Below are 19,820 nucleotides of genomic sequence, written 5' to 3' on the forward strand. Positions count from 1 at the left end.
ACCCTCATCCCTTGGAAGGAGACGCCATGTACTCGCTGTTAGTCGCAGATGATCATCCGCTGTTCCGCGATGCGCTGCACGCGGTGATCAGCAGCGGATTCACCGATGCCCAACTGCTGGAAACCGACAGCCTAGCGGGGGCCATGGCACACATTGAAGCCTTGGAAGGGTTAGACCTGCTGCTCTTAGATTTAAGCCTGCCGGATGCCGATGGGTTAGAGGGGCTGAAAACCCTACGGGAAACCTTCCCCGGGCTGCCCGTTGCCATCGTGTCAGCCCATCAAGAGCGCCAGCTGGTGCTGGATGCGATTACTCTGGGGGCCGTGGGCTATATTCCAAAATCAACGCCAAGGGAGCAGCTTCTTAGCGCGCTGCATCAAATTCTTCAGGGCCAGCTCTACTTGCCCGCCGATATTATGCGCCGCCCGCCTCCTCGCGGCATGCCGTCTACCACGGCAGAGAGCACCGACAGCAAACCAACCCGACTGCCGCGGCTCACCGACAAGCAGTTGGATGTATTGAGCTGTATGAGCCAGGGAATGTCGAACAAACAGATAGCCCGCGAGTTAGCGATTGCTGAAACCACGGTAAAAACACACGTATCGGCCATTTTGCGCAAGCTAGGAGCTAGCAGCCGAGTACACGCTATTGTGATTGCAGGGGAAGAGGATTTAAGCGGTTTTCTCGCCAAACGTACGGCCCCGGCAAAGGGATAGCGTAGGGCTAGCGGCTATCTAGCAGCGTGCCTAGCAACATTTTTAAGCGCAGCGGTTTGAGTGGCTTTAACAGGCAGTGCATGCCCGCCTGCCGCGTGGCACGTTTCACCTCCGCTTCATGGTTAGCGGTAATCACCACTGTGGCTAAACCGGGGTAGCGGCGACGCAACCGGGCGGCTAAATCAATACCGTTTTCTCGATGCTCCCCTAAATGGTAATCCACTAGCAGCACGGCCGGGCGTTCCCCGTCGCTGGCGGCTTCCAGTGCGCTTACCGTTGCCGCTGCCCATACTCGGCACCCCCAACTGCCCAGCAGCGCCTGCATCCCCTTCAATAATCGCGGGGTCATCGTCCACTACCCATACCACGCAGCCCTGCAGCGGGTCATCGCCCCACTGCGCGGATGGCACCGGGCTGGATGCGCCTTCTAACGCGCCGCAAGAGGCTGCGTAGGGCACCAAAATAGAGAACAGCGAGCCATGACCTAGCCGTGATGCCAGTGTGACGGGGTGATCCAACATGGTACTAATACGATCGACAATGGCTAGGCCTAGCCCCAGGCCGCGACTGTGGTTGGCCTGTGGCTGGCTGGCGCGACGAAACTCCAAAAAAATGGCTTTGCGCTGGGGCTCTGGAATACCGGGGCCAGTATCACCCACCATAATCTCCAGGCCATCGGCCCGGCGGCGGCAGCCTAACAGCAGGTGGCCGTGCTCTGTGTAGCGCACCGCATTGCTAAGGAAATTACGCACCACCCGCGCCAGCAGCGCCAAATCGGACTCCACCCACACCCGCGAAGGTACATCGTGAAGGGTGAGCCCGCGTACCCCTGCCACTTGGCGATACTCCTCCGCCAGCGCATCCAGCAGCGTACTTACGGCAAAGGGCGCTTTATCGGCATGAAGCACTCCGGCATCTAAGCGGGAGATATCCACCAGCGTCCCAAGCAAGCCCTCGACATCTTTCAGCGAGCGCCCGATATGGCCGACAAGCGCCTTGGAGGACTCAGGTAGTGCATGGGTTTCCAGGGCGCTGGCAAACAGCCGTGACGCATTGAGCGGTTGGAAAAAGGTCATGGCTAACGGCGGCCAAAAACTTGGTTTTAGAGACGTTAGCCGCGTGGGCTTCAGCGTTGGCTGCCAGCAAACGAGCGTTGACCTGGCTTAGCTCGTCCAACGTGCGGTGCAGCGCATCGGTGCGCTCACGCACCTGTTCGGCAAGCAGCACCGAGCGCTCAAAGGTTGCATAGGGCGCGCCATTAGGGCTACCGCCGGATTCCACTCGCTCCATTAACGCCGTACACACTTTGCGTAGTCGGTGGTTCTCTTCACGCAGGGCCGCAATATCATCGCCTTGTTGCGAATCAGGGAGTTGGAAGAGCGCCAAAGGCCACCCCCGTAAACGTCTGGTTCACATGCATGCCGTGGTGCTGCTCGCCGTAGGTATTAAATCCCACGACACGGGCTTGGCGCAGCAGCGTCGATGCCTGGTCAAGTTGCCCCAACGACTCCAGCGCCATCCGTCGCAAAAAGCAGTCGCAGCCAATAATCGCAGCGGGCTCGCCTAAGCGGGCTTCCACTCGCTGCAGCATGTGGGCTAAATCGGTGAGCAGCGGCGTGGGCTGCATGGCAGTCAGCACAATGCCGTTTTCCACCGCGCAGTAGAAGCTCAGGCTGCCGTCATCATTAACCCGTTGAATCGAGCGCATATAGTGCTGGCCGCCCAGGTGTACCGCCAGCGGGTGCTGGGCAAAAATGGGAGGCGCAAGCGCCTCAACCGAACAGCCCACCAGCGCGGCATACAGTTCGGCCGCGGGGACACCGTTAAGCTCCAGCACGGGGCGGCACTCACGATCCGCAGCGGTGACCACTAGCTTGTGCTCGAGTGGCTCAAGGTGGTGGGTGGAGAATACTTCAAACGGTAGCCGAGTATTCATCATGACCACCACCGCCGCACGGGTATGAAAGCGCCCGTTGGCGTATACATGGGTATGGGTTAAGTGGTTATCGTCCCCTGCGGAACCACCAAAGCTCGGGATGCGCCCCAAGGCCGCATCCAGCGTTGCCAGCACTTGCTCTTCACGGCTGGATAGCCCATCCAGCAGCGTCAGGGCAAAGCTGTGTTCGTTGACCGGCGCCACGGCTTGCCGACGACAGCGCTCCAGTAGCCCATCGACCAGCGGTTGAGCACTGGGCAAATCAAAGTGTTCGAGGTCATCGATCAGCGCGGTCTCGACGGCAAACAAGCGTCTATCGAAACAGATGGCGACAATAGAGCCGCGATCGTAGCCATCGGGCGTCAGCTCACCTGCCGTCGTACAGCCACTGACTGGAAGCTCGCCAAACGCCTGACAAAGCGCGTCCGCTAGCTGCGACAACGGATACTCAGCGCTACAAAAGAACAGCACGAAACCGGCGTGCTCGTGACACAGCGCGAGAGCCAGCGCATGGGCAGCATCCTGAGGGTTGGGCTCACGGCTCGCGGCCGCACTCAAACCATGATTAGTGGAGTGGGTGGTCACGACGCCATCTCTCCAGCGCGGCATAAGTTCGTGCAGCGCAGTGACGCAGCGTGCCAAAACACGCTGTTAGCGCCTCGAGCGATGCCTCGTCAAGCGCAGCCATGCTCTCCAACCGCTTGGCTTGCGCAGCCAACTGCTCTGCGCCCATGCTCACTGACTCGCCCCGCAGTTGATGCGCTAGCCGCTCGACCTGACGCCAGTGGTCACGACTCGATGTGCTCCCAGCAGCAAAGTAGCCAGAAAGCTGGGCAATGTAGTCGCTCGCCTGCTGATGATAGAGCACCGCCAGTTGATCGACACTATCAGCCCCGAGCGAGCCGACGAGGGTGGCCAACGTCGTTTCATTGAGTAGGGCCGCGTCACCTTCTTCCTGACGCAACGCAGAAGGGATCGGCGTCATCGGTGTTGGTGTCGTTGACAGCTGCAGCGCCAACACGTTGCCCAGCGCCAACAGCGAGAGCGGCTTGGTGATGTAGTCATTCATACCCGCAGCGAGACAGCGGCGACGATCATCCTCTGCCCCCCCTGCGGTCATGGCCACGATGGGCACCTCGCTGCACCAGCCGCCCATTTCACGCAATCGCTGGGTCACCGTCACGCCGTCGATATCAGGAAGCTGTATGTCCATAAAAATAAGATGTACCTGTTGGCGGCGTACCATGGCAAGGGCTTCGCGGCCGTTTTCTGCGCACACCACCTCGCAACCAAGTCGCGACAAAAGTCCGACCGCGACTTTGCGATTGACCGCATTGTCCTCGACCAGCAGCAACGAGGTACCGTCAAAATCTCGCGCTGGCTCAACGGGCAGCGGGGAGCTGACAGGAGAAGCCTCGACTAACGGCAGTTCGCACCAAAACGTACTGCCTAGACCCGGCGTGCTGTCGACACCCAGACGTCCCTGCATGGCTTCGCTCAGCCGTTTACAGATTGCCAATCCCAAACCGGTGCCGCCGTAGCGGCGCGCGACGCTCTCATCCGCCTGCTGAAAGGGTTCGAAGAGCGTCTCTTGCTGTTCACTGTTCAAACCACAACCGGTATCGCTGATATCAAAAAGCAAATGCCCGACGGTCGAGGAGACGCGTACCGAGACGCTGCCGTAGTCAGTGAATTTGATCGCATTGGCAATGAGATTGAGCAGTATCTGTCGCAGACGCCCCGCATCGATCATGACCCATGCTGGCACGAGTGGGTCCACATGAAGCGATAGTTGCAGCCCTTTTGCTTGCGCTCTTGGCTCGAATAGCGCCATGACACCTTCGACTAGCGGCGTCAGCGCCGTAGGCGACGTCTCCAGGGTCAAATGGCCGGCCTCGATTTTAGAAAAATCGAGGATCTCATTGATCATCGCCAGTAACTGATTGGCACTATCGTGAATAGTGCGAGCATAGTCTTCGACCTGGGCGGGGCTGGCGGGCTCGCGCAGCAGCTCGCTCATGCCAATCACACCATTGAGCGGCGTACGAATTTCGTGACTGACCATGGCGAGAAAGTCTGACTTAGCATGATTGGCCGCTTGGGCTTGCTTCGCTGTGACCTTGGAGCTGTTTACTGAGCTGCTCTTGTTCTCGACGCGCCGCGGCGCTTTCGCGCATTTCACGCACCAAAAAGACGATGACCGTCAACACGGCAAAGCTGATTCCAATCAGCAGCGAAATGAGCAGCTTATAGAGCGTACTTAGCAGCGCCCTCTCTTCGGTGGCGGATTCCGCTAGATAACCGTTGATCGCAATCACCAAGCGCTCGGTCAAGCGGGTAAGCGATTGAAGCTCGCTCTCCAAGGCCGTGACGGGCAGCCGATCCATATCCTCGTGGGGTTCGAACATGGGATCGAGGGTGTCGAGCTGCTGCTGAATCTGCTCCAACAGCTCGCTCGCTGCACTGATACTTTGCAATAGCGAACTAATCTCTCCCTCTCGCAGCAGGGTGATCCGGCTATAGAGCAATTCGAAGCGAAGATTGAGGGCATCCTGGGCGGCAGGCGATAGTGGGCCTCGCGAGCCGGCCAACAAATGATTGAGCAATTGCACGGCATCGCGGTCGAGTTTATAGACCACCCAGGCGGTGTCCTCTCGCAAACTCTGCGTCAAATTATCCTGCCGCCATGCCGAAAGGCCAGCCACCACCAACGCAGCCGCAAACAGCAGTACGGTGATAATCGCTACCAGCTTGAGGCGGCGCGGGTAGCGTAGCAGGCGGGGTGCCCGAGCGGACTCACTAACGGACATTGATGTGCATGACCTGCCATACGGCCCTGAAACGCATACGCTCGCTCAACAGCGCCTCATCATGGTCGAATGGATATAGCACCCATAGTGGGCCATATTCGCGGATAGGAATGGCCTGCCCGTCCCGCTCTAGTGCCAAAATAACGTCGTAGTCGTAAAAATCCTCAATAGGAATTTCGGCCTCATAACCGTTCAAGGCCGCTACGTTAATGGTGTTGCCTTCGGCCCCTGCATGCTCGAGCAGTGTGCGCATCAGCGGGCCGCGGTAGTGGCTCGCTCCCTCGGTCCACGGTGTACCGGTCGTAAAAGCGTGCTGCGGCAGCGCGCCCAACATCTCACGGTCAAAATGGGCCTCTTCCTCGACGTTGGCTGCCGTTACTTCACCATCTATTTTGAGGATGACGGGCCCATCAGGAGCGGCCAATTTATCCACGCCTGCCTCAGCCGCGTCCGCTAGCCCCGTATGGGGAATGCTGAACGCCAGCATAGTCCACCCCAATAACAACGCTTTCACCATCGACTCCTCGTATCGCAGTGCCTAAACGACGCAGCAGCGGCCACTCCAGGCAATAAAAAAAGAGATGGCGTTAGGGTACGCCATCTCTTTTCATTGGTCAGTCGAATGTCGACTTTTTTACTTAGCGATGAGAAATGTAGCGGAGATGTCGTTAAGTACTCAGCTTCTCGACCGGCTCGAACCGAACGAGTTCTTCGTAGGCATGCCAGCTAGCGTGACCAAGCACGGGCAGTATGAGGGCCAGACCGATGTAGAAGGTCATCACCCCAACGACGACGCAGCCGGTTAAAATAGCAGCCCATAACAGCATGGTCCGGAAGTTACGCGCCACGCAGCGCACGCTAGCCTCGATGCCTTCCATGAACGTCAGATCTTGATCCATCAGAGTTGGAATAGCGACCACGCTAATGGCGAAAGCGCCAAAGGCAAGAATGCCACCTGCCACTGTGCCGACCGCCAGCATGCTGAGCCCTTCCGGTGTGGTGACCAAGGCCGTATAAAGCGTTGCCGGACTGGGTACTTCAAAACCGAAGAAAAGCGCAAACAGCAGCGTAGCCAGACGTATCCAGGCTAGAAAGAAAATCATCATCATCACGCCCATCATGGCCAACTGCCCAGCATGCGGTCGCCAACTGCCAAAGGCATCGCCCAAGTTAGGCTCCCGCCCACGCTCGAGGCCCAAGAGGATGCCGTAAAACCCACCGCCACGAGCGGCCCAATGAACATGAACCCCGCAATCATGGGCAGCAGCCAGTGCCAATAACCCAATGTGTAGGCCCCTAACGTGATGGCAATACTCAACCCCACCCAAAACATGCCGTAAGCGAGGCTAATAGCAGACGCACGACGAAAATCTTCCATACCTGCGGCTAGCCAAGCACGTGGTCTTTCCATCCCTACCTTATTGATAATGATTTTGACGTTCGGCGCACCGGATGAGTGGTCGTGTGTTTTTGTTGTTACTGCATTCATGGCGTAACTCCTGTGATTTACCCCAGATGGCTGTCACTGACCCAAGCACCAAGGGAAATAGCTACCATGTGTATTGATGACCATTAATCCAACGTTAATGGCTTAATGTTCTATTAATGTAGCTGAGCCGCTGCTTCGCGAATGCTTTTGAAGGCACTCAGTACAAAAAATCCTTCATCGGCGCTTTTAACGACAATTAATTCGATGCGTTAGCGTTTCGTTATATTCTAGCCAAAAAAAAGCTCCAAGCCGGGGCTTGGAGCTTTATGACGCACGTTGCGCTTACCGCACGATCATCACCGACACTTTAGCGTGATGAACGACATGCTCGGCGTTGGGGCCCAGTACGTAATCGACGAATTTACGCTTAGTATGGGATGCCATCACAATTAAATCGGCATCAATCTTCTTGCCGACCTTGATGATGGCCTCCCATGGTGAGCCATCAACAATCACACTTTGGGTTTTGATCCCTTCAGGCACATGTTCCTGAATGAATTTATGCTGCGCTTCTTTCACCGCCGCATGCGCTTTTTCAGAGAAGTTTTTCGGAAAGTAAGCGCCAACCATGGGCATTTTAAATTCCGGTAGTACCGTCACCACGTGCAGCGATGCGCCAAAGGTTTGGCACAGCGTTATCGCCGTGGGCAACGCTTTCTTCCATGAGGCCTCTTCGTTCAAGTCTACGGGGAGTAGCACTTTATGGTACATAGCAACCTCCTTAAACAGCGGCCACTTCGTTGGCTTCTTCACGACGCCGACGGCGACGCTGCATCACGACGACCAACCCAAAGATGCCGAGTGCGGGTAACCACATCCACTCTTTTGTCCAACGATCTACCGGGGCCAGCACTTCGAGGATCTCTTGATCGAAATCGAAGCCTAGCTCAGCCGCCTGGCTGCCGAACTCGACGAAATCGACCAGGGTTTGGTCGCCATCTTCGTAAAGCTCTATGCCCAGGTTGGCCATGCGCTCTTCACCTGTTTCACCGCGCGGCACGGGGACGAGCATATAGGTGGTCATCGGCGCCCCGAAATCGTCTTCACCGGCAATTTGCACGCGCAAGTTGCTACCGTTATCGACCTGGCCCAGTGCCTCGGCAAATTGCGCAGGTGGCACCGATTCATAGGGGTCGTGGATTTTGTCCATCCAGAAGCCGGGGCGGAACAGCGTAAAGGCTACCAGCAGCCAGCAGCAGCGATTCGTACCAGCGGTTGCGGGTCAGCATGTAGCCTTGTGTACCTGCTGCAAAGATCAGCATGGCGATGGTAGCCACAATAAACACCAAAATACCCTGCATCACCGTGACATCTATCAGCAGCAGGTCCGTATTGAAGATGACCAGGAATGGCAGCGCAGCGGTACGTAGGCTGTAGTAAAACGCCTGGAAGCCAGTGCGCAGCGGATCCCCACCCGACACGGCCGCCGCCGCAAAGGAGGCCAAACCTACTGGTGGCGTGACATCCGCCATGATGCCGAAGTAGAACACGAACAGGTGCACAGCAATCAGCGGTACGATCAGGCCATTTTGCTGGCCCAGCAGCACAATCACCGGAGCCATCAGCGCCGATACCACGATGTAGTTCGCCGTTGTTGGCAAGCCCATACCCAGAATCAAGCTCAGCAGAGCCGTCAGCAGTAGAATCATCATCAGGTTACCGCCTGAGAGAATTTCCACTACGTCCGCGAGCACTAGGCCTACCCCCGTTTGGGAGACCGCCCCCACGACGATACCCGCCGTGGCAGTCGCAATACCGATACCAATCATGTTGCGGGCACCGGTCACCAGGCCATCCCACAGATCCTTAAAGCCTTCTTTGATATCGGCCGCCATTTGGCTGCGGCCACGGAAAATCGCGATGATCGGGCGCTGGGTAACCATGATGAAAATCATAAACATGGTGGCCCCAGAACGCTGACAACCCAGGCGAAAGGCGCTCTACCATCAAGCACCACACCAACACGACAACCGGCAGAATATAGTGTAGGCCGACCATGACTGTCGGGCGAGTTTGCGGCAGCTTCACGACCTCTGAGTTGGGGTCATCCATCTCCAGCTCAGGGTAGTTAGCGCCTACTTTCAGCAAGCCGACATATACAATCGCCAGCCCTACAGAGACCACCCAGGGGGTCGCTTCACCCAGTACCGGCTTTAACCAGCCCAAGCCGTAGTAGACAGCGATGGAGAGCCCCATCAGCAGCAGCAAACCGGTCATAAAGCCGATCACTTTGTTCAGCAACGGGCGTGCCGGATTGCTGGACGGCAGGCCTTTCATATTGGCCTTGAGCGCTTCCAGGTGAACAATGTAGATCAGCGCGATATAGGAGATCAGCGCCGGTAAGAAAGCGTGCTTGATGACGTCGACATAGGGAATACCCACGTATTCCACCATCAAGAAAGCAGCAGCCCCCATGACGGGCGGCATGATCTGGCCATTCACCGAAGACGATACTTCCACCGCACCCGCTTTTTCCGCGCTAAAGCCGACTCGCTTCATCATCGGAATCGTAAAGGTGCCAGTGGTAACGGTATTGGCAATCGACGACCCCGAGATCAAACCAGTCATACCAGAGGCTACCACTGCCGCTTTGGCTGGGCCGCCTTTGAAGTGGCCAAGCAGCGAGAACGCCACTTTGATGAAGTAGTTACCGGCGCCCGCTTTATCCAGCAACGCACCAAACAGTACAAACAAGAAAACAAAGCTGGTCGAGACCCCCAGCGCAATACCAAACACCCCTTGGGTACCTAGCCACTGGTGGTTAATCAAACCACCCAGACTAACGCCGCGGTGGGCCAAAATGCCCGGCATGTAAGGGCCAAACAACGAGTAAGCAATAAACACCGCCGCCACGATCATCAGGGGCGGCCCTAATGCGCGACGAGTCGCCTCTAACAGCATCAGAATGCCAACAACGCCCACGATAATATCCTGGGTAATCGGCAACCCAGGCCGCTGGGCCAAATCAGCATAGAAAATAAACAGATAGGCGCCGCAAAACGCCGCTAGCGCTGCCAATGCCCAATCAGCTAAGGGCACACGATCACGAGGAGAGCGCTTAAAGGCGGGGTACGCCATAAAGGCTAAAAAGAGCGCAAACGCTAAATGAATCGAGCGCGCTTCCGTGGCGCTAAATACGCCGAAGCCAACAATATAGGGAAGTGGCGATGCAATCCATAGCTGAAACAGCGACCACACTGCTGCAATACTCACCAGCAGCTTACCGGGTACGCCTAAGGGTTTCCGTGCCCCTGTATCGCTGGAAGCGACCATATCCTCCAGGTCGTTCTCAGCGGCTGCCGAAGGTTGTTTGTCATCACGCATACGCTTGCCCTGCCTAATGGTCAGCGCTGACAATCAGCGCTCTCAACAAGAAGCGCGGACACCCAAGGTGCCCGCGCTTTGCAACTCAAAGCGACGCTACTCACCTTCCGTCAGTAGCATCACTCTTTTTACGACTTATTCGATCCAGCCACGCTCACGGTAGTAACGCGCTGCGCCATCGTGCAGCGGCGCGGGCAAGCCGTCAGAGATCATGTCTTCTTCGTTGAGGTTCTCGAACGCCGGGTGCAGACGCTTGAAGCGATCGAAGTTTTCGAATACTGCTTTCACCGTTTCGTAAACAATGTCTTCATCAACAGCGGTGGAAGAAACGAAGGTTGCCGCCACACCGAAAGTTTCGACATCTTCGTCGTTACCACGGTAAAGGCCACCCGGAATCACAGAACGGGTGTAGTAGGGGTACTCTTCGATCAAACCGTCGATTTCGTCACCGGTCACAGAGACCAGACGCGCATCAATGGTGGTGGTCGCTTCTTGGATAGAGCCGTTCGGGTGGCCTACCACGTACACCATGGCATCGATGTTGTTGTCAGACAGGGCAGCTGCCTGCTCAGCCGCGTCGAGCTGAGACGCCAGTGCGAAGGTGTCTTCATCCCAACCGAACGCATCCATGACCACGTCCATGGTATTGCGCTGGCCAGAACCAGGGTTACCGATGTTGACGCGCTTGCCTGGGAAATCGCTGATGTCCTCGATACCGGAATCCGCGCGGGCCACCACGGTCAGCGGCTCACCGTGCATGGTGAAGACGGCACGCATATCTTCCCCAGCGCCCTCTTCTTCAAAGTTGGCTTCACCGTGGTAAGCGCGGTACTGAACGTCAGACTGCACAACGCCCATATCCAGCCACCGCTCTTCATGCCGTTGACGTTAGCAACGGAACCACCGGTAGACGGGGCGTTACAACGGATGTTGTGCTCATCGCTGCCACGGTTTAACCATACGGCATACCGACTGGCAACCACATAGTAAACACCGGTTTGGCCGCCGGTACCGATGGTGATGTAGCGCTCCTGGGCAACGGCCGGAGAGGCAAAGGTTGCCGCCGCAATGAACGCGCCTGAGAAAGCCGCGGTAGAAAATACATGGCGTTTCATGAACACACCTCTTTATCTTGATGTTGTGAGCGTTATGCGCTTTGAAGCCATCTGCAGAACGGTTCCCTTCAGGTGTTTCGGCTCCAAAACGTTGTCAAGACAGTCTGTTATCGATCTCGGCATTTAGTGCCGACTGTTCCTACTTTAGCGAAAAAACTGCTAATTGGCGAAGTACGAGACAATTTTATGCCTGCACCGCAGGCAGCGCAGCGCAGCGCATTGCCTAGCCAGCGTGATGACGCTAGCTACTCTGCTCAGGAGTTTGTCCTAAGCGCTTTTCCTAAATGCTTTCACTTAGGCATTGCCATACTTTCTCGCTTGTTTGCACGTCTGTCGCCAGTCTAATAGCCGGTAACGTTTAGTAAACGTTAAACATCATGTCATATTGGCATAGGCCATCGCTTATTGGTTATCTCGATTGATCATTAGACGCTATAGCCCAACACCGTGGGCAGCCAAAGAGCAATGCTGGGAAATATCGCCACCAGTGCCAAAGCGCCCCCCATGGCAACCACAAACAGCAGCGCCCAGCCAATCGTATGCTCTAGGCGTATCTTGGCAACTTCCGTGGTCACCATCAGGTTCACCGCCACCGGTGGCGTAAATTGACCAATGGCGATATTCATCGCCAGCAAAATGCCAAACCATACCGGATTCCACTCAAAATGCTGCATCACCGGAATCAGAATTGGCATCATGATCAGATAAATCGAAATCGCATCCAGCAGCATGCCCGCCACCAGTACCGCCAACATCACCAGTATCAACAGCAAGACGCCGTTATCGGTCAGGCTGATGATCCATTCCGCTAAATGGCGGAAGGTGCCGAGCATCGTGCCTGACCAGGCAAAAATGCCCGCCAGTGCGATAATCAGCATCACTACGCCAGAGATAATCGCGGCCTCCCCCAGTAGCTCCCACACATCCCGAAGTGTCAGCTCTCGGGTAAGAAACAGGCCTACCACCGCCCCATAGGCAACGGCCACCACGGCGGCCTCTGTGGGCGTAAACAGTCCTGAGCGCAGCCCACCTAAAATCAGCACTGGAGCAAACAAAGCAGGCAGCGCCTCGCGGAAGGTTCCGCGTACCGTCAGTTTTTCGGCTCCCTCTACCGGCGTGCCTTCCCAACCGTAACGCTTGGCGACCAGCATCGCCGGTACCAGCAGCGCCAAACCCGCTAGCACACCAGGGAAAAGCCCCGCGGCGAACAGCGCACGCAGATCAACGCCCGGCACCACAATCGAGTAGAGAATCAGCGCCACTGAAGGCGGAATTAAGATAGCCGTGGATGCCGAAGCCGCAATGAGCGTGGCCGAAAACGGCTTGGGGTAGCCTGCCTTCGTCATGCTAGGCAGCATCACCATGGCCACGGCAGCGGCGTCAGCGGGGCCAGAGCCGCTCATGCCCCCCATAATCATGCACACCAATACCGCAACCAGCGCCAGCCCACCGTGACGGGGCCCAATGAGTGCCTGGGCAAAACGCACCAAACGCAGCGCGACCCCTGCCCGCTCGAAAATCAGCCCGGTAAGAATGAACAGTGGAATCGCAATCAGAGGATACTTGGCGATGCTGTTGTAGGTATTGGTGCCCAGGGTGGCCAGCATATCCGGCGAGAGCCCAAGCACGATGCCCACCGCCCCAGAAAGCGCCAAGGAAAACGCTACCGGTACGCCAGCAATTAACAGCCCGGCAAATGCCAAAATCATCCAAATATCAGGCGTCACTGGTTAGCTCCCCTTTCAAACGGTCACGGGTTTGCTGCACCAAGCGCCATAGCATGGCAGCAGACAAAATAGGCAGCCACACCAAGTACCACCACTGGGGCAGGCCTAACCCAGGCGACAGTGACTCCCACTGATATTCCTGCCACGCCAACTTGCCGCCATACCAAGTAATTAAACCCAATACGATCAGGCCACACAGGGCTTGAAAAAGAATCAGCGCGCCCCGCCACCGCTCAGGCAGGGCACGCTCTAAAAAACCAATGCGGATATGCCGGTCGCGGCGTAATGCTACCGACGCACCGGCAAAGGTCAGCACGACCAATAGAAAGACGGAAAACTCTTCCGTGAACGAAAATGAGCCACCTGTAAGGTAACGAGTGATCACATTACCCAGGCTAATCAATGAAATCACAATCAGCGCCAGCGCACCTAGCCAGCGCTCTGGGCGTGCATCAGGAAAGCCTTTCATGGCAGCCTCACAGCAAAGAACCGCCGCCCTGGTTAAGCGGCAGTCAAAACCCTCGAAGAATTAACGTGCGTCGATAGCGGCTTGGGCGGCATTTACCACCTCTTCACCAATGCGCGGAGTCCATTTTTCGTACACCGACTGAGTGGCATCCACAAACGCCTGGTACTGCTCATCGGTCAGCTCGGTTACCGTGACACCACGCTCTTGAATCGCGGCTAAACGCTCGCTCTCCTGCTCACGGGTCATGGCAATTTCCCACGCGCCCGCTTCTTCGGCTGTTTCACGCAGCATGGCCTGCTGCTCTTCACTCAGCGACTGCCATACCTGCTGATTAACGGCAAAAACAAGCGGGTCGTTCATGTAGTTCCAGAGCATTAGATGCTCTTGGCCCACCTGGTCAATACGCGCCACATCAAATACGGAAAGCGGGTTCTCCTGGCCATCGACCGCACCCGTGGTGAGGGCCGGTTGGGCGTCGGTCCAGCTCATCTGCGTAGGGTCAGCGCCTAAAGCGGAGAACGTATCCTGGAACAGCGGCGAGCCCACTACACGGATCTTCAGGCCATCCAGATCCTCCGGCTGGCTGATAGGGCCACGGGAGTTGGATACCTGACGGAAGCCATTTCCCCCCAGGCCAGCGGAATAACGCCACGGGACTCAATCGCCTCGAACACCATAGTGCCCGCATCCCCGCCGGTCACGGCATCGACAGCGGCTTCATCAGGAATAAAGAACGGTAAAGAGAACAGGTTCAATTCCGGCACTTGGGGCGACCAGTTGATGGTTGAACCCACGGCGGCATCAATCAGCCCAGAGCGCATGGCAGAAAATTCGCGGGTTTGGTCACCCGACACCAGCTGAGAGTTGGGGTAGACCCGCAGAGTGAGTTCACCACCGCTGCGCTCCTCCACCAGCTCTGCCCACTTTTCAGCGGCCTGCCCCCAAGGAAAGGCGGCTGAAAGCACGGTAGAGACCGAGAGTTCGCGGGCTTGCGCGGAAAAAGCCGCCGAGAGCAGCGCAGCGCCAGCCTAAGCCAGCGGTTAAACGAGCCATAGAGCGTGTCAGCGTCATTATTATCGATCCTTTTTTATCGGTTCTTATAAGGTGCCTAGCTTTTAAAGGCCATCGGCACACCGCCCATTGTAGGCAGTTAGCAAGCGAAAGGAAGACGTCTAAGGTCGGTCTTGGCAACTCAGTGTTGTATCCTCAGGTGTATACATAGCAGAACGCCCTGCGCGTCAGGGCGTTATAGAGACTTACGTTAAAATGCTATTCGCCAGCGGCCAGCCACGTATCGATTAACTCGCGGTTCTCGCCGATCCAGGTGCGCGCTCCCTCTACTGGGTCGCCCTGCTGTTCAATCGTAGCCATCAACCCGCCTAAGGTATCGTCATCCATATGCCACTCGTTCAGCACTTGGGTGAGCCACGGGTCGTCTTCGGCGAAGCCTTTGCGTGAGAACCAGAAAATATCGTCGCTTTCACCGTAAACGCCCTGGGTATCTTCCAGGTACTTGAGATCATATTCAGCAAAGGCCCAGTGCGGGCTCCACAGCGTCACGGCAATGGGCTCTTCACGCTGATAGGCATCGTCCAGGGCCGCCATCATCGCCGGGTCGGAGCTATAGAGCTGACGCATCGGCAGGTCATAAGCATCGATGGCATCATCCGTTAACCCGGCAATCGCGGAGCCAGAATCGATACCAATAATGGTGGGGCGCCCTTGATAGGAGAATTGTTCAGCGCTATCGCGCAGCGCGTCGATGGTGTCGATCTCAACGTAACTAGGTACCACAATGCCTAGGCCAGTGCCTTCGTACCACACGTCGTGCACATCAATCTCATCTTTATAGGGCGCAAGAAAATCTTTGTCCGTCGTGGGTAGCCAGATTTCCAAAGAGATATCGAAATCGTTATTGGCCAAACCGCTGTACAGCACGCTTTTGCCCACATCGGTCAGCTCAATCTCGTAGCCGTGCTCCTCCTCCAGCACGATTTTCCACATATTGGCGACGGCAATATTTTCAGCCCAGTTATTGGTACCAATGACCAACTGCTTGTCGTTTGCATGGGCGGAAGCCGCTAGCGCCATGCTCAGGCCTAACAACGTTGATGAGATTTTCTTCATAATCGTTCCTCTGTTATTACTATTGATCTCGATACAACGACTGTTGCCGCTTTACTATAACACTATGTTTAGATTATTAGCTTAAAAGCTCCCTAGCCGTTATATAAGCACCCTTGATAGCCTCTCCCCGCTCCCTAACCGAGATAACGCCGTGCCGCTTCGTGATTTGCTCCTGGGCCTGTTGGTCATTGTTATTTGGTCACTCAATATTATTGTGATCAAAGTGGGCGTGGCGGAGCTGCCGCCGCTGTTAATGACCACCCTGCGCTTCATATTGGTGGCCGCGCTGCTGGTGCCGTTTTACCCGTTAGCCCGGGCGCAGTTGCCCTTTTTATTGCTGCTATCCATCACGTTTGGCAGCCTTCACTTTTCGCTGCTGTTTATTGGTTTGGGGCAAGCGGAAGCTGGAACAGGCGCGCTGCTTGTGCAGATGGGCACACCGTTTGCCACGCTATTGGCGGTGGTATTCCTAAAAGAGAAACTAGGGCCTAAACGCTTGGCAGGCCTGTTGCTCTCGTTTGCAGGTGTCGTGGTGCTGGCGGGCGGGCCAACGCTGCCCTCGCCGCTACCGTTAACCATTCTGCTATTGAGCGCATTTGGCTGGGCGGTATCGCAGCTATTGATCAAACGCGGGCCGCCCATTGCGCCACTGGCGCTGGCAGGTTGGGTAGCGTTGTTTGCGGTGCCTCAGGTTGCGCTCGGCTCGTGGCTCTTTGAGCAAAATCAGTGGCAAGCCATCGCTCAGGCAAGCTGGCTGGGCTGGGGCGCGGTGGCGTATACCGCCATTATGTCGTCCATCGCCGCTTACGGCATTTGGTACGCGCTGCTGCGCCGCCACCCGGTAAATCGCGTAGTGCCGATGACACTCCTCACGCCCGTTTTCGCGGTGGGCTTAGGCGCGCTATTGATGGACGACCCGCTTGGGGTGCATAAACTGGTAGGCGGAGGCTTAGTGGTCGCGGGAATCGCCCTGATTGTGCTGAAGTTTGGCAAACAGCGGCCAACCAGGGCGTAAGCGAGAACGTTACTCGGAGCGGCAAAATCCGGCCAGCGCAGGCACCGAGACACAGTCGCCTACCTGTATGCCACGTTCAGCAAAGTAGCCCGCGTTAACTTCCAACGCCGCATGATAGGCCGCCCCGGCAGGATAAGAGGGACACTCCTGAGGAGCATCAGATTCGCAGGGCGGCATGGTGTTGATGGCGACGATGCGCCCTTCGCCGTCGATATACGCGATATCCAGCGGAATTAGCGTACGGTACATCCAAAAAGCGTTACCGGCAGGCTGCTCGCTCTCAAACCGAAACAGCATACCGCGGGCTTCTGGCAGATTTTTGCGGCCCATCAGGCCCCGCTGACGCTGGGAAGCGGTTTCGGCGACTTCGACATCCAGGCGATGCGGGCCACCTTCGCTATGGATCGCCAGCGGCAGCGTGTTGGCTGGCGCGGGTTCAGCCGCCCAAGCCGCTAACAGCGGCAGGGGTAAACAGGCGGCAAGCGAAACACCGGCAGCGGTTTTCAGCAGTTGGCGGCGTGTCAGGGTCATAACAGGTTCCTTTTGTTGTGTGATGCCGTTTGGGTACGCTGCGCGGGCATAAGATGAATCCCCTCAGCCAGCAGCGAGACGTGTACCCTTTCTCCCAAGCTAAGCTGATTACGTTTAGCCGCGTGGGTGGCGATGTCGAAACGTAGCATATCTCCGTGGGAAACACGCAGCGAGATTGATGTCATGCCGCCCAACACCACCATTTCGCTGACCGTCGCCGCCACCGGGTTTTCGCGTTCGCCTTGGGAAGGCCGTCCCCGACGATGCAGTACAATATCCGACGGCGGCAGGTACCAGGCCAATGACTCTCCTACTTCACACTGGGCGATACCTTCGCTGACTTCTAGCAGCCATTCCCCCCACTGCAAGCGTCGCCCAGCGTCCGTCTCGACCACTTCCCCGCTAAAGACGTTGTGGCGATCCAGCAACCTAGCGACAAGCGGCGAAGCGGGCTGTCGAAACAGCGCTTCAGGCGTGCCCTGCTGCAGGCTGACGCCGTTATGCAACACGCAGATTTGATCGGCGAGCGCGGTGGCTTCTTCCAAGTCGTGGGTGACGAGAATAATGGGAATGGAGATCTGTTGGCGCAGCATCGCCAGCTCACGCTGTAAGCGGCGTCGAGTCACTTGATCCACCGCAGAGAACGGCTCATCCAGCAGCAGCGCTTGGGGCTCTCTGGCCAAGGCGCGAGCCAAGGCCACTCGCTGGCGCTGGCCGCCGGAAAGCTCGCTAGGGTAGCGCGCCTCTAAGCCTTCCAAGCGCACTTTAGTGAGCCACTGAACAGCCTGTTCAAGCCGCTTGGCGCGGGGTAGATGCCCCATGGCAAGCTGAACGTTCTGCAGCGCCGTCAGGTGGGGGAACAGCGCATAGTCTTGAAATACCATGCCAATTTGGCGCTGCTGGGGCGTTAGCGAGAGGCGCTGGCCGCCCTGCGCCAAAAACCATGTCGCCCCCGCACAGCTCACCTGCCCCCGCTGGGGTTGATAGAGTCCGGCAATGGTGCGCAGCAAGGTGGTTTTACCACTTCCAGACGGCCCGACCAGCGCCAGCAGCTCGCCAGGGGCGCAGCGAAACGAGGCATTGAGCGGAATCGGGCCAGCCTGTTGGGCGGTCACTATCAGATCATCCACGTGACCACCTGCGCTTGCCAGCGAGCCCATAGACAAGGCCTAAGGTTGCCAGGGAAATGACCAGCAAGAGGGCAGACATGCTCGCCGCACCCTGCTCGTCAAAGGCCTGGACGCGATCATAAATGGCAATAGAGAGCGTGCGGGTCTCGCCATCAATCGCACCGCCTACCAGCAAAATCACGCCAAATTCGCCCAGTGTGTGCGCAAAGGTTAGCGCTGCCGCCGATAGGATGCCCGGCCACACCAGCGGCAATTCAATACGCCACAGGGTTTGCCATGGGCTGAGCCCACTGCACCACGCAGCCTCACGCAGGTTCGCAGGCACATGCTCAAAGGCACGCTGAATCGGCTGAATAGCAAAGGGGAGATTGGCAATCAGAGAAGCCAACAAAATACCGCTAAAGGTAAAGTTGAGCCCGCCCCCTGTCAGCGCGGCCCAGGCACCGCCTAACGGTGCATCGCGGCCAAACTGCTGGAGCAGATAAAACCCTAGCACCGTGGGCGGCAGCACCAGTGGCAGCGCAATCAGCGCCTCACACAGCCCCTTGCCACGGAACTGTGCGGTCGCCAGCACGCGTCCCCACCAAATGCCTAGGGGTAGTAAGAAGAGACAGGTAAACGCCGCGAGCCGCAGCGAAACAGAGAACGCCGACCAGTCCATTAATCGGTACTAAATCCGTGGGTTTCAAAAATCGCTTTCGCGTCCTCCTGTTGCAGCCACTCGTAAAACGCGTGAGCCACTTCTCCAGCCTGCGGCGTTAACACCATGCGCTGGCGCAGCGGCGTATGCCACGTTTCAGGCATCAACACCGCCTCGCTGCGCTCCGCCAGCGCGGGCGCGACTGCTAGCGAGTAAGCCACTAAGCCACCTCGCGCCTCGTCGGAAAGCGCAAACTGCATCGCCTGGGAGACATTCTCCCCCTGTACCCTCAGCGGTTCGCTGGCTTCCCAAAGGCCCGCCTTTTGCAACACGTCTCGGGCGGCCATGCCGTAAGGGGCGTGTTCTGGGCTGGCAATGGCGATACGCAGCCGCTGCCCCTCTGCCAAGGCGGCAATGGCCTCCTGCACGCCGGCAAGCGGCGCTTGCTCACTGGGTACGGAGTAACGGCCAGCCGGTTGTACCCAGGCTAGCCGTCCTCGGGCGTAAATCACGCCCGCGTTATCCACGTACCCCTCATCGTAAAGCGCCTGAACGAACCCTTCATCTGCTGACAAAAACAGCTCGAAGGGCGCGCCCTGGGCGATTTGACGACGAAAGTTGCCGGAGGAGCCGAAGTTAAGCCGCAGCGCGTGCCCGGTCTGCTGGGTAAACTGGGCGGCGGCTTCCTCCAGGGCGAACTGCAGGCTAGACGCCGCCGCTACAATGGGCGCGCCCGCCATCACAGGCGCGCTTAGCAGCCAACCGCACAGGAGCAGCAGTGCGCGCATTCG

The 19,820-nt window shown here is 57.3% G+C and carries 14 protein-coding genes and 6 pseudogenes; 2 read left to right on the forward strand and 18 right to left on the reverse strand.

Annotated elements, in window-relative coordinates; genetic code table 11:
* Nucleotides 1-26 precede the first annotated feature (26 nt).
* On the forward strand, nucleotides 27-716 hold the full coding sequence (locus tag B4967_RS06290; RefSeq protein ID WP_062360646.1) for a response regulator: 690 nt from the start codon (nucleotides 27-29) through the stop codon (nucleotides 714-716).
* Nucleotides 717-723: 7 nt separating this feature from the next.
* Here the strand turns inward: B4967_RS06290 and B4967_RS20740 are convergent, their stop codons facing one another.
* From B4967_RS20740 to B4967_RS06350, 14 genes and pseudogenes are all read right to left on the reverse strand, one after another.
* On the reverse strand, nucleotides 724-1,065 hold the full coding sequence (locus B4967_RS20740) for a response regulator (RefSeq protein ID WP_340638703.1): 342 nt from the start codon (nucleotides 1,063-1,065) through the stop codon (nucleotides 724-726).
* A gap of 160 nt (nucleotides 1,066-1,225) precedes the next feature.
* Nucleotides 1,226-1,792: pseudogene (locus tag B4967_RS20745) on the reverse strand (sensor histidine kinase); the annotation flags it as partial.
* A complete protein-coding gene (locus B4967_RS20750) occupies nucleotides 1,722-2,102 on the reverse strand; it encodes a hypothetical protein (RefSeq protein ID WP_340638704.1) in 381 nt (126 codons plus the stop codon). The pseudogene B4967_RS20745 and the gene B4967_RS20750, both read right to left, overlap by 71 nt.
* The gene (gene nosP / locus B4967_RS06300; protein WP_243470370.1) at nucleotides 2,080-3,237 is read right to left on the reverse strand and encodes a nitric oxide-sensing protein NosP; all 1,158 of its coding nucleotides are present in this window, start codon (nucleotides 3,235-3,237) and stop codon (nucleotides 2,080-2,082) included. Before nosP ends, B4967_RS20750 begins: the two co-directional genes overlap by 23 nt.
* Nucleotides 3,218-5,462, reverse strand: a pseudogene (locus B4967_RS06305) (ATP-binding protein). Before B4967_RS06305 ends, nosP begins: the two are co-directional and overlap by 20 nt.
* Nucleotides 5,452-5,979, reverse strand: coding sequence for a putative pterin-binding protein (locus B4967_RS06310; RefSeq protein ID WP_058577191.1), 528 nt, complete (start codon nucleotides 5,977-5,979; stop codon nucleotides 5,452-5,454). Before B4967_RS06310 ends, B4967_RS06305 begins: the two are co-directional and overlap by 11 nt.
* Nucleotides 5,980-6,130: 151 nt before the next feature.
* Nucleotides 6,131-6,951, reverse strand: a pseudogene (locus tag B4967_RS06315) (DUF2189 domain-containing protein).
* 282 nt (nucleotides 6,952-7,233) lie between these two features.
* Nucleotides 7,234-7,662: a universal stress protein gene (locus B4967_RS06320; protein WP_044628675.1), complete on the reverse strand. Its 429-nt coding sequence runs from the start codon at nucleotides 7,660-7,662 to the stop codon at nucleotides 7,234-7,236.
* Between the two features lie 10 nt (nucleotides 7,663-7,672).
* Nucleotides 7,673-10,275: pseudogene (locus tag B4967_RS06325) on the reverse strand (TRAP transporter permease).
* Between the two features lie 135 nt (nucleotides 10,276-10,410).
* Nucleotides 10,411-11,258: pseudogene (locus tag B4967_RS06330) on the reverse strand (TAXI family TRAP transporter solute-binding subunit).
* 557 nt (nucleotides 11,259-11,815) lie between these two features.
* Nucleotides 11,816-13,117: a TRAP transporter large permease gene (locus B4967_RS06335; RefSeq protein ID WP_054644999.1), complete on the reverse strand. Its 1,302-nt coding sequence runs from the start codon at nucleotides 13,115-13,117 to the stop codon at nucleotides 11,816-11,818.
* Entirely contained in the window at nucleotides 13,107-13,586 is a 480-nt protein-coding gene (locus B4967_RS06340; RefSeq protein WP_044628679.1) for a TRAP transporter small permease, read from the reverse strand. Before B4967_RS06340 ends, B4967_RS06335 begins: the two co-directional genes overlap by 11 nt.
* A gap of 60 nt (nucleotides 13,587-13,646) precedes the next feature.
* Nucleotides 13,647-14,657 (reverse strand): annotated as a pseudogene (locus B4967_RS06345) (DctP family TRAP transporter solute-binding subunit).
* A 198-nt stretch (nucleotides 14,658-14,855) separates the two neighbouring features.
* The gene (locus tag B4967_RS06350; RefSeq protein WP_058577185.1) at nucleotides 14,856-15,713 is read right to left on the reverse strand and encodes a glycine betaine ABC transporter substrate-binding protein; all 858 of its coding nucleotides are present in this window, start codon (nucleotides 15,711-15,713) and stop codon (nucleotides 14,856-14,858) included.
* Between the two features lie 151 nt (nucleotides 15,714-15,864).
* On the opposite strand from B4967_RS06350, the gene B4967_RS06355 reads away from it, so the two are divergent.
* On the forward strand, nucleotides 15,865-16,728 hold the full coding sequence (locus B4967_RS06355) for a DMT family transporter (protein WP_083024246.1): 864 nt from the start codon (nucleotides 15,865-15,867) through the stop codon (nucleotides 16,726-16,728).
* A 9-nt stretch (nucleotides 16,729-16,737) separates the two neighbouring features.
* On the opposite strand, the gene B4967_RS06360 is transcribed toward B4967_RS06355, so the two are convergent.
* The 4 genes from B4967_RS06360 to modA are packed head-to-tail and all read right to left on the reverse strand — an operon-like array spanning nucleotide 16,738 to nucleotide 19,817.
* Entirely contained in the window at nucleotides 16,738-17,259 is a 522-nt protein-coding gene (locus B4967_RS06360; protein WP_058577183.1) for a DUF192 domain-containing protein, read from the reverse strand.
* Nucleotides 17,256-18,389, reverse strand: a complete 1,134-nt coding sequence (locus B4967_RS06365; RefSeq protein WP_243470371.1) for an ABC transporter ATP-binding protein — start codon at nucleotides 18,387-18,389, stop codon at nucleotides 17,256-17,258. The genes B4967_RS06360 and B4967_RS06365 overlap by 4 nt, the downstream gene beginning before the upstream one ends.
* A complete protein-coding gene (gene modB / locus B4967_RS06370) occupies nucleotides 18,382-19,050 on the reverse strand; it encodes a molybdate ABC transporter permease subunit (protein ID WP_062360632.1) in 669 nt (222 codons plus the stop codon). Before modB ends, B4967_RS06365 begins: the two co-directional genes overlap by 8 nt.
* Complete coding sequence (gene modA, locus B4967_RS06375) at nucleotides 19,050-19,817, reverse strand: molybdate ABC transporter substrate-binding protein (RefSeq protein ID WP_083024250.1); 768 nt, start codon at nucleotides 19,815-19,817, stop codon at nucleotides 19,050-19,052. Before modA ends, modB begins: the two co-directional genes overlap by 1 nt.
* Nucleotides 19,818-19,820 lie beyond the last annotated feature (3 nt).

Origin of the sequence: Vreelandella lionensis (assembly GCF_002087295.1) — a bacterium.
GTDB classification, from domain to species: domain Bacteria; phylum Pseudomonadota; class Gammaproteobacteria; order Pseudomonadales; family Halomonadaceae; genus Vreelandella; species Vreelandella lionensis.

What these genes read in the sequence shown, in the direction of transcription:
- B4967_RS06350 (WP_058577185.1), bottom strand. Translation starts at nt 15,713, where the DNA reads ATGAAGAAAATCTCATCAACGTTGTTAGGCCTGAGCATGGCGCTAGCG.
- B4967_RS06340 (WP_044628679.1), bottom strand. Translation starts at nt 13,586, where the DNA reads ATGAAAGGCTTTCCTGATGCACGCCCAGAGCGCTGGCTAGGTGCGCTG.
- B4967_RS06310 (WP_058577191.1), bottom strand. Translation starts at nt 5,979, where the DNA reads ATGGTGAAAGCGTTGTTATTGGGGTGGACTATGCTGGCGTTCAGCATT.
- B4967_RS20740 (WP_340638703.1), bottom strand. Translation starts at nt 1,065, where the DNA reads ATGACCCCGCGATTATTGAAGGGGATGCAGGCGCTGCTGGGCAGTTGG.
- modA (WP_083024250.1), bottom strand. Translation starts at nt 19,817, where the DNA reads ATGCGCGCACTGCTGCTCCTGTGCGGTTGGCTGCTAAGCGCGCCTGTG.
- B4967_RS06320 (WP_044628675.1), bottom strand. Translation starts at nt 7,662, where the DNA reads ATGTACCATAAAGTGCTACTCCCCGTAGACTTGAACGAAGAGGCCTCA.
- modB (WP_062360632.1), bottom strand. Translation starts at nt 19,050, where the DNA reads ATGGACTGGTCGGCGTTCTCTGTTTCGCTGCGGCTCGCGGCGTTTACC.
- B4967_RS06360 (WP_058577183.1), bottom strand. Translation starts at nt 17,259, where the DNA reads ATGACCCTGACACGCCGCCAACTGCTGAAAACCGCTGCCGGTGTTTCG.
- B4967_RS06290 (WP_062360646.1), top strand. Translation starts at nt 27, where the DNA reads ATGTACTCGCTGTTAGTCGCAGATGATCATCCGCTGTTCCGCGATGCG.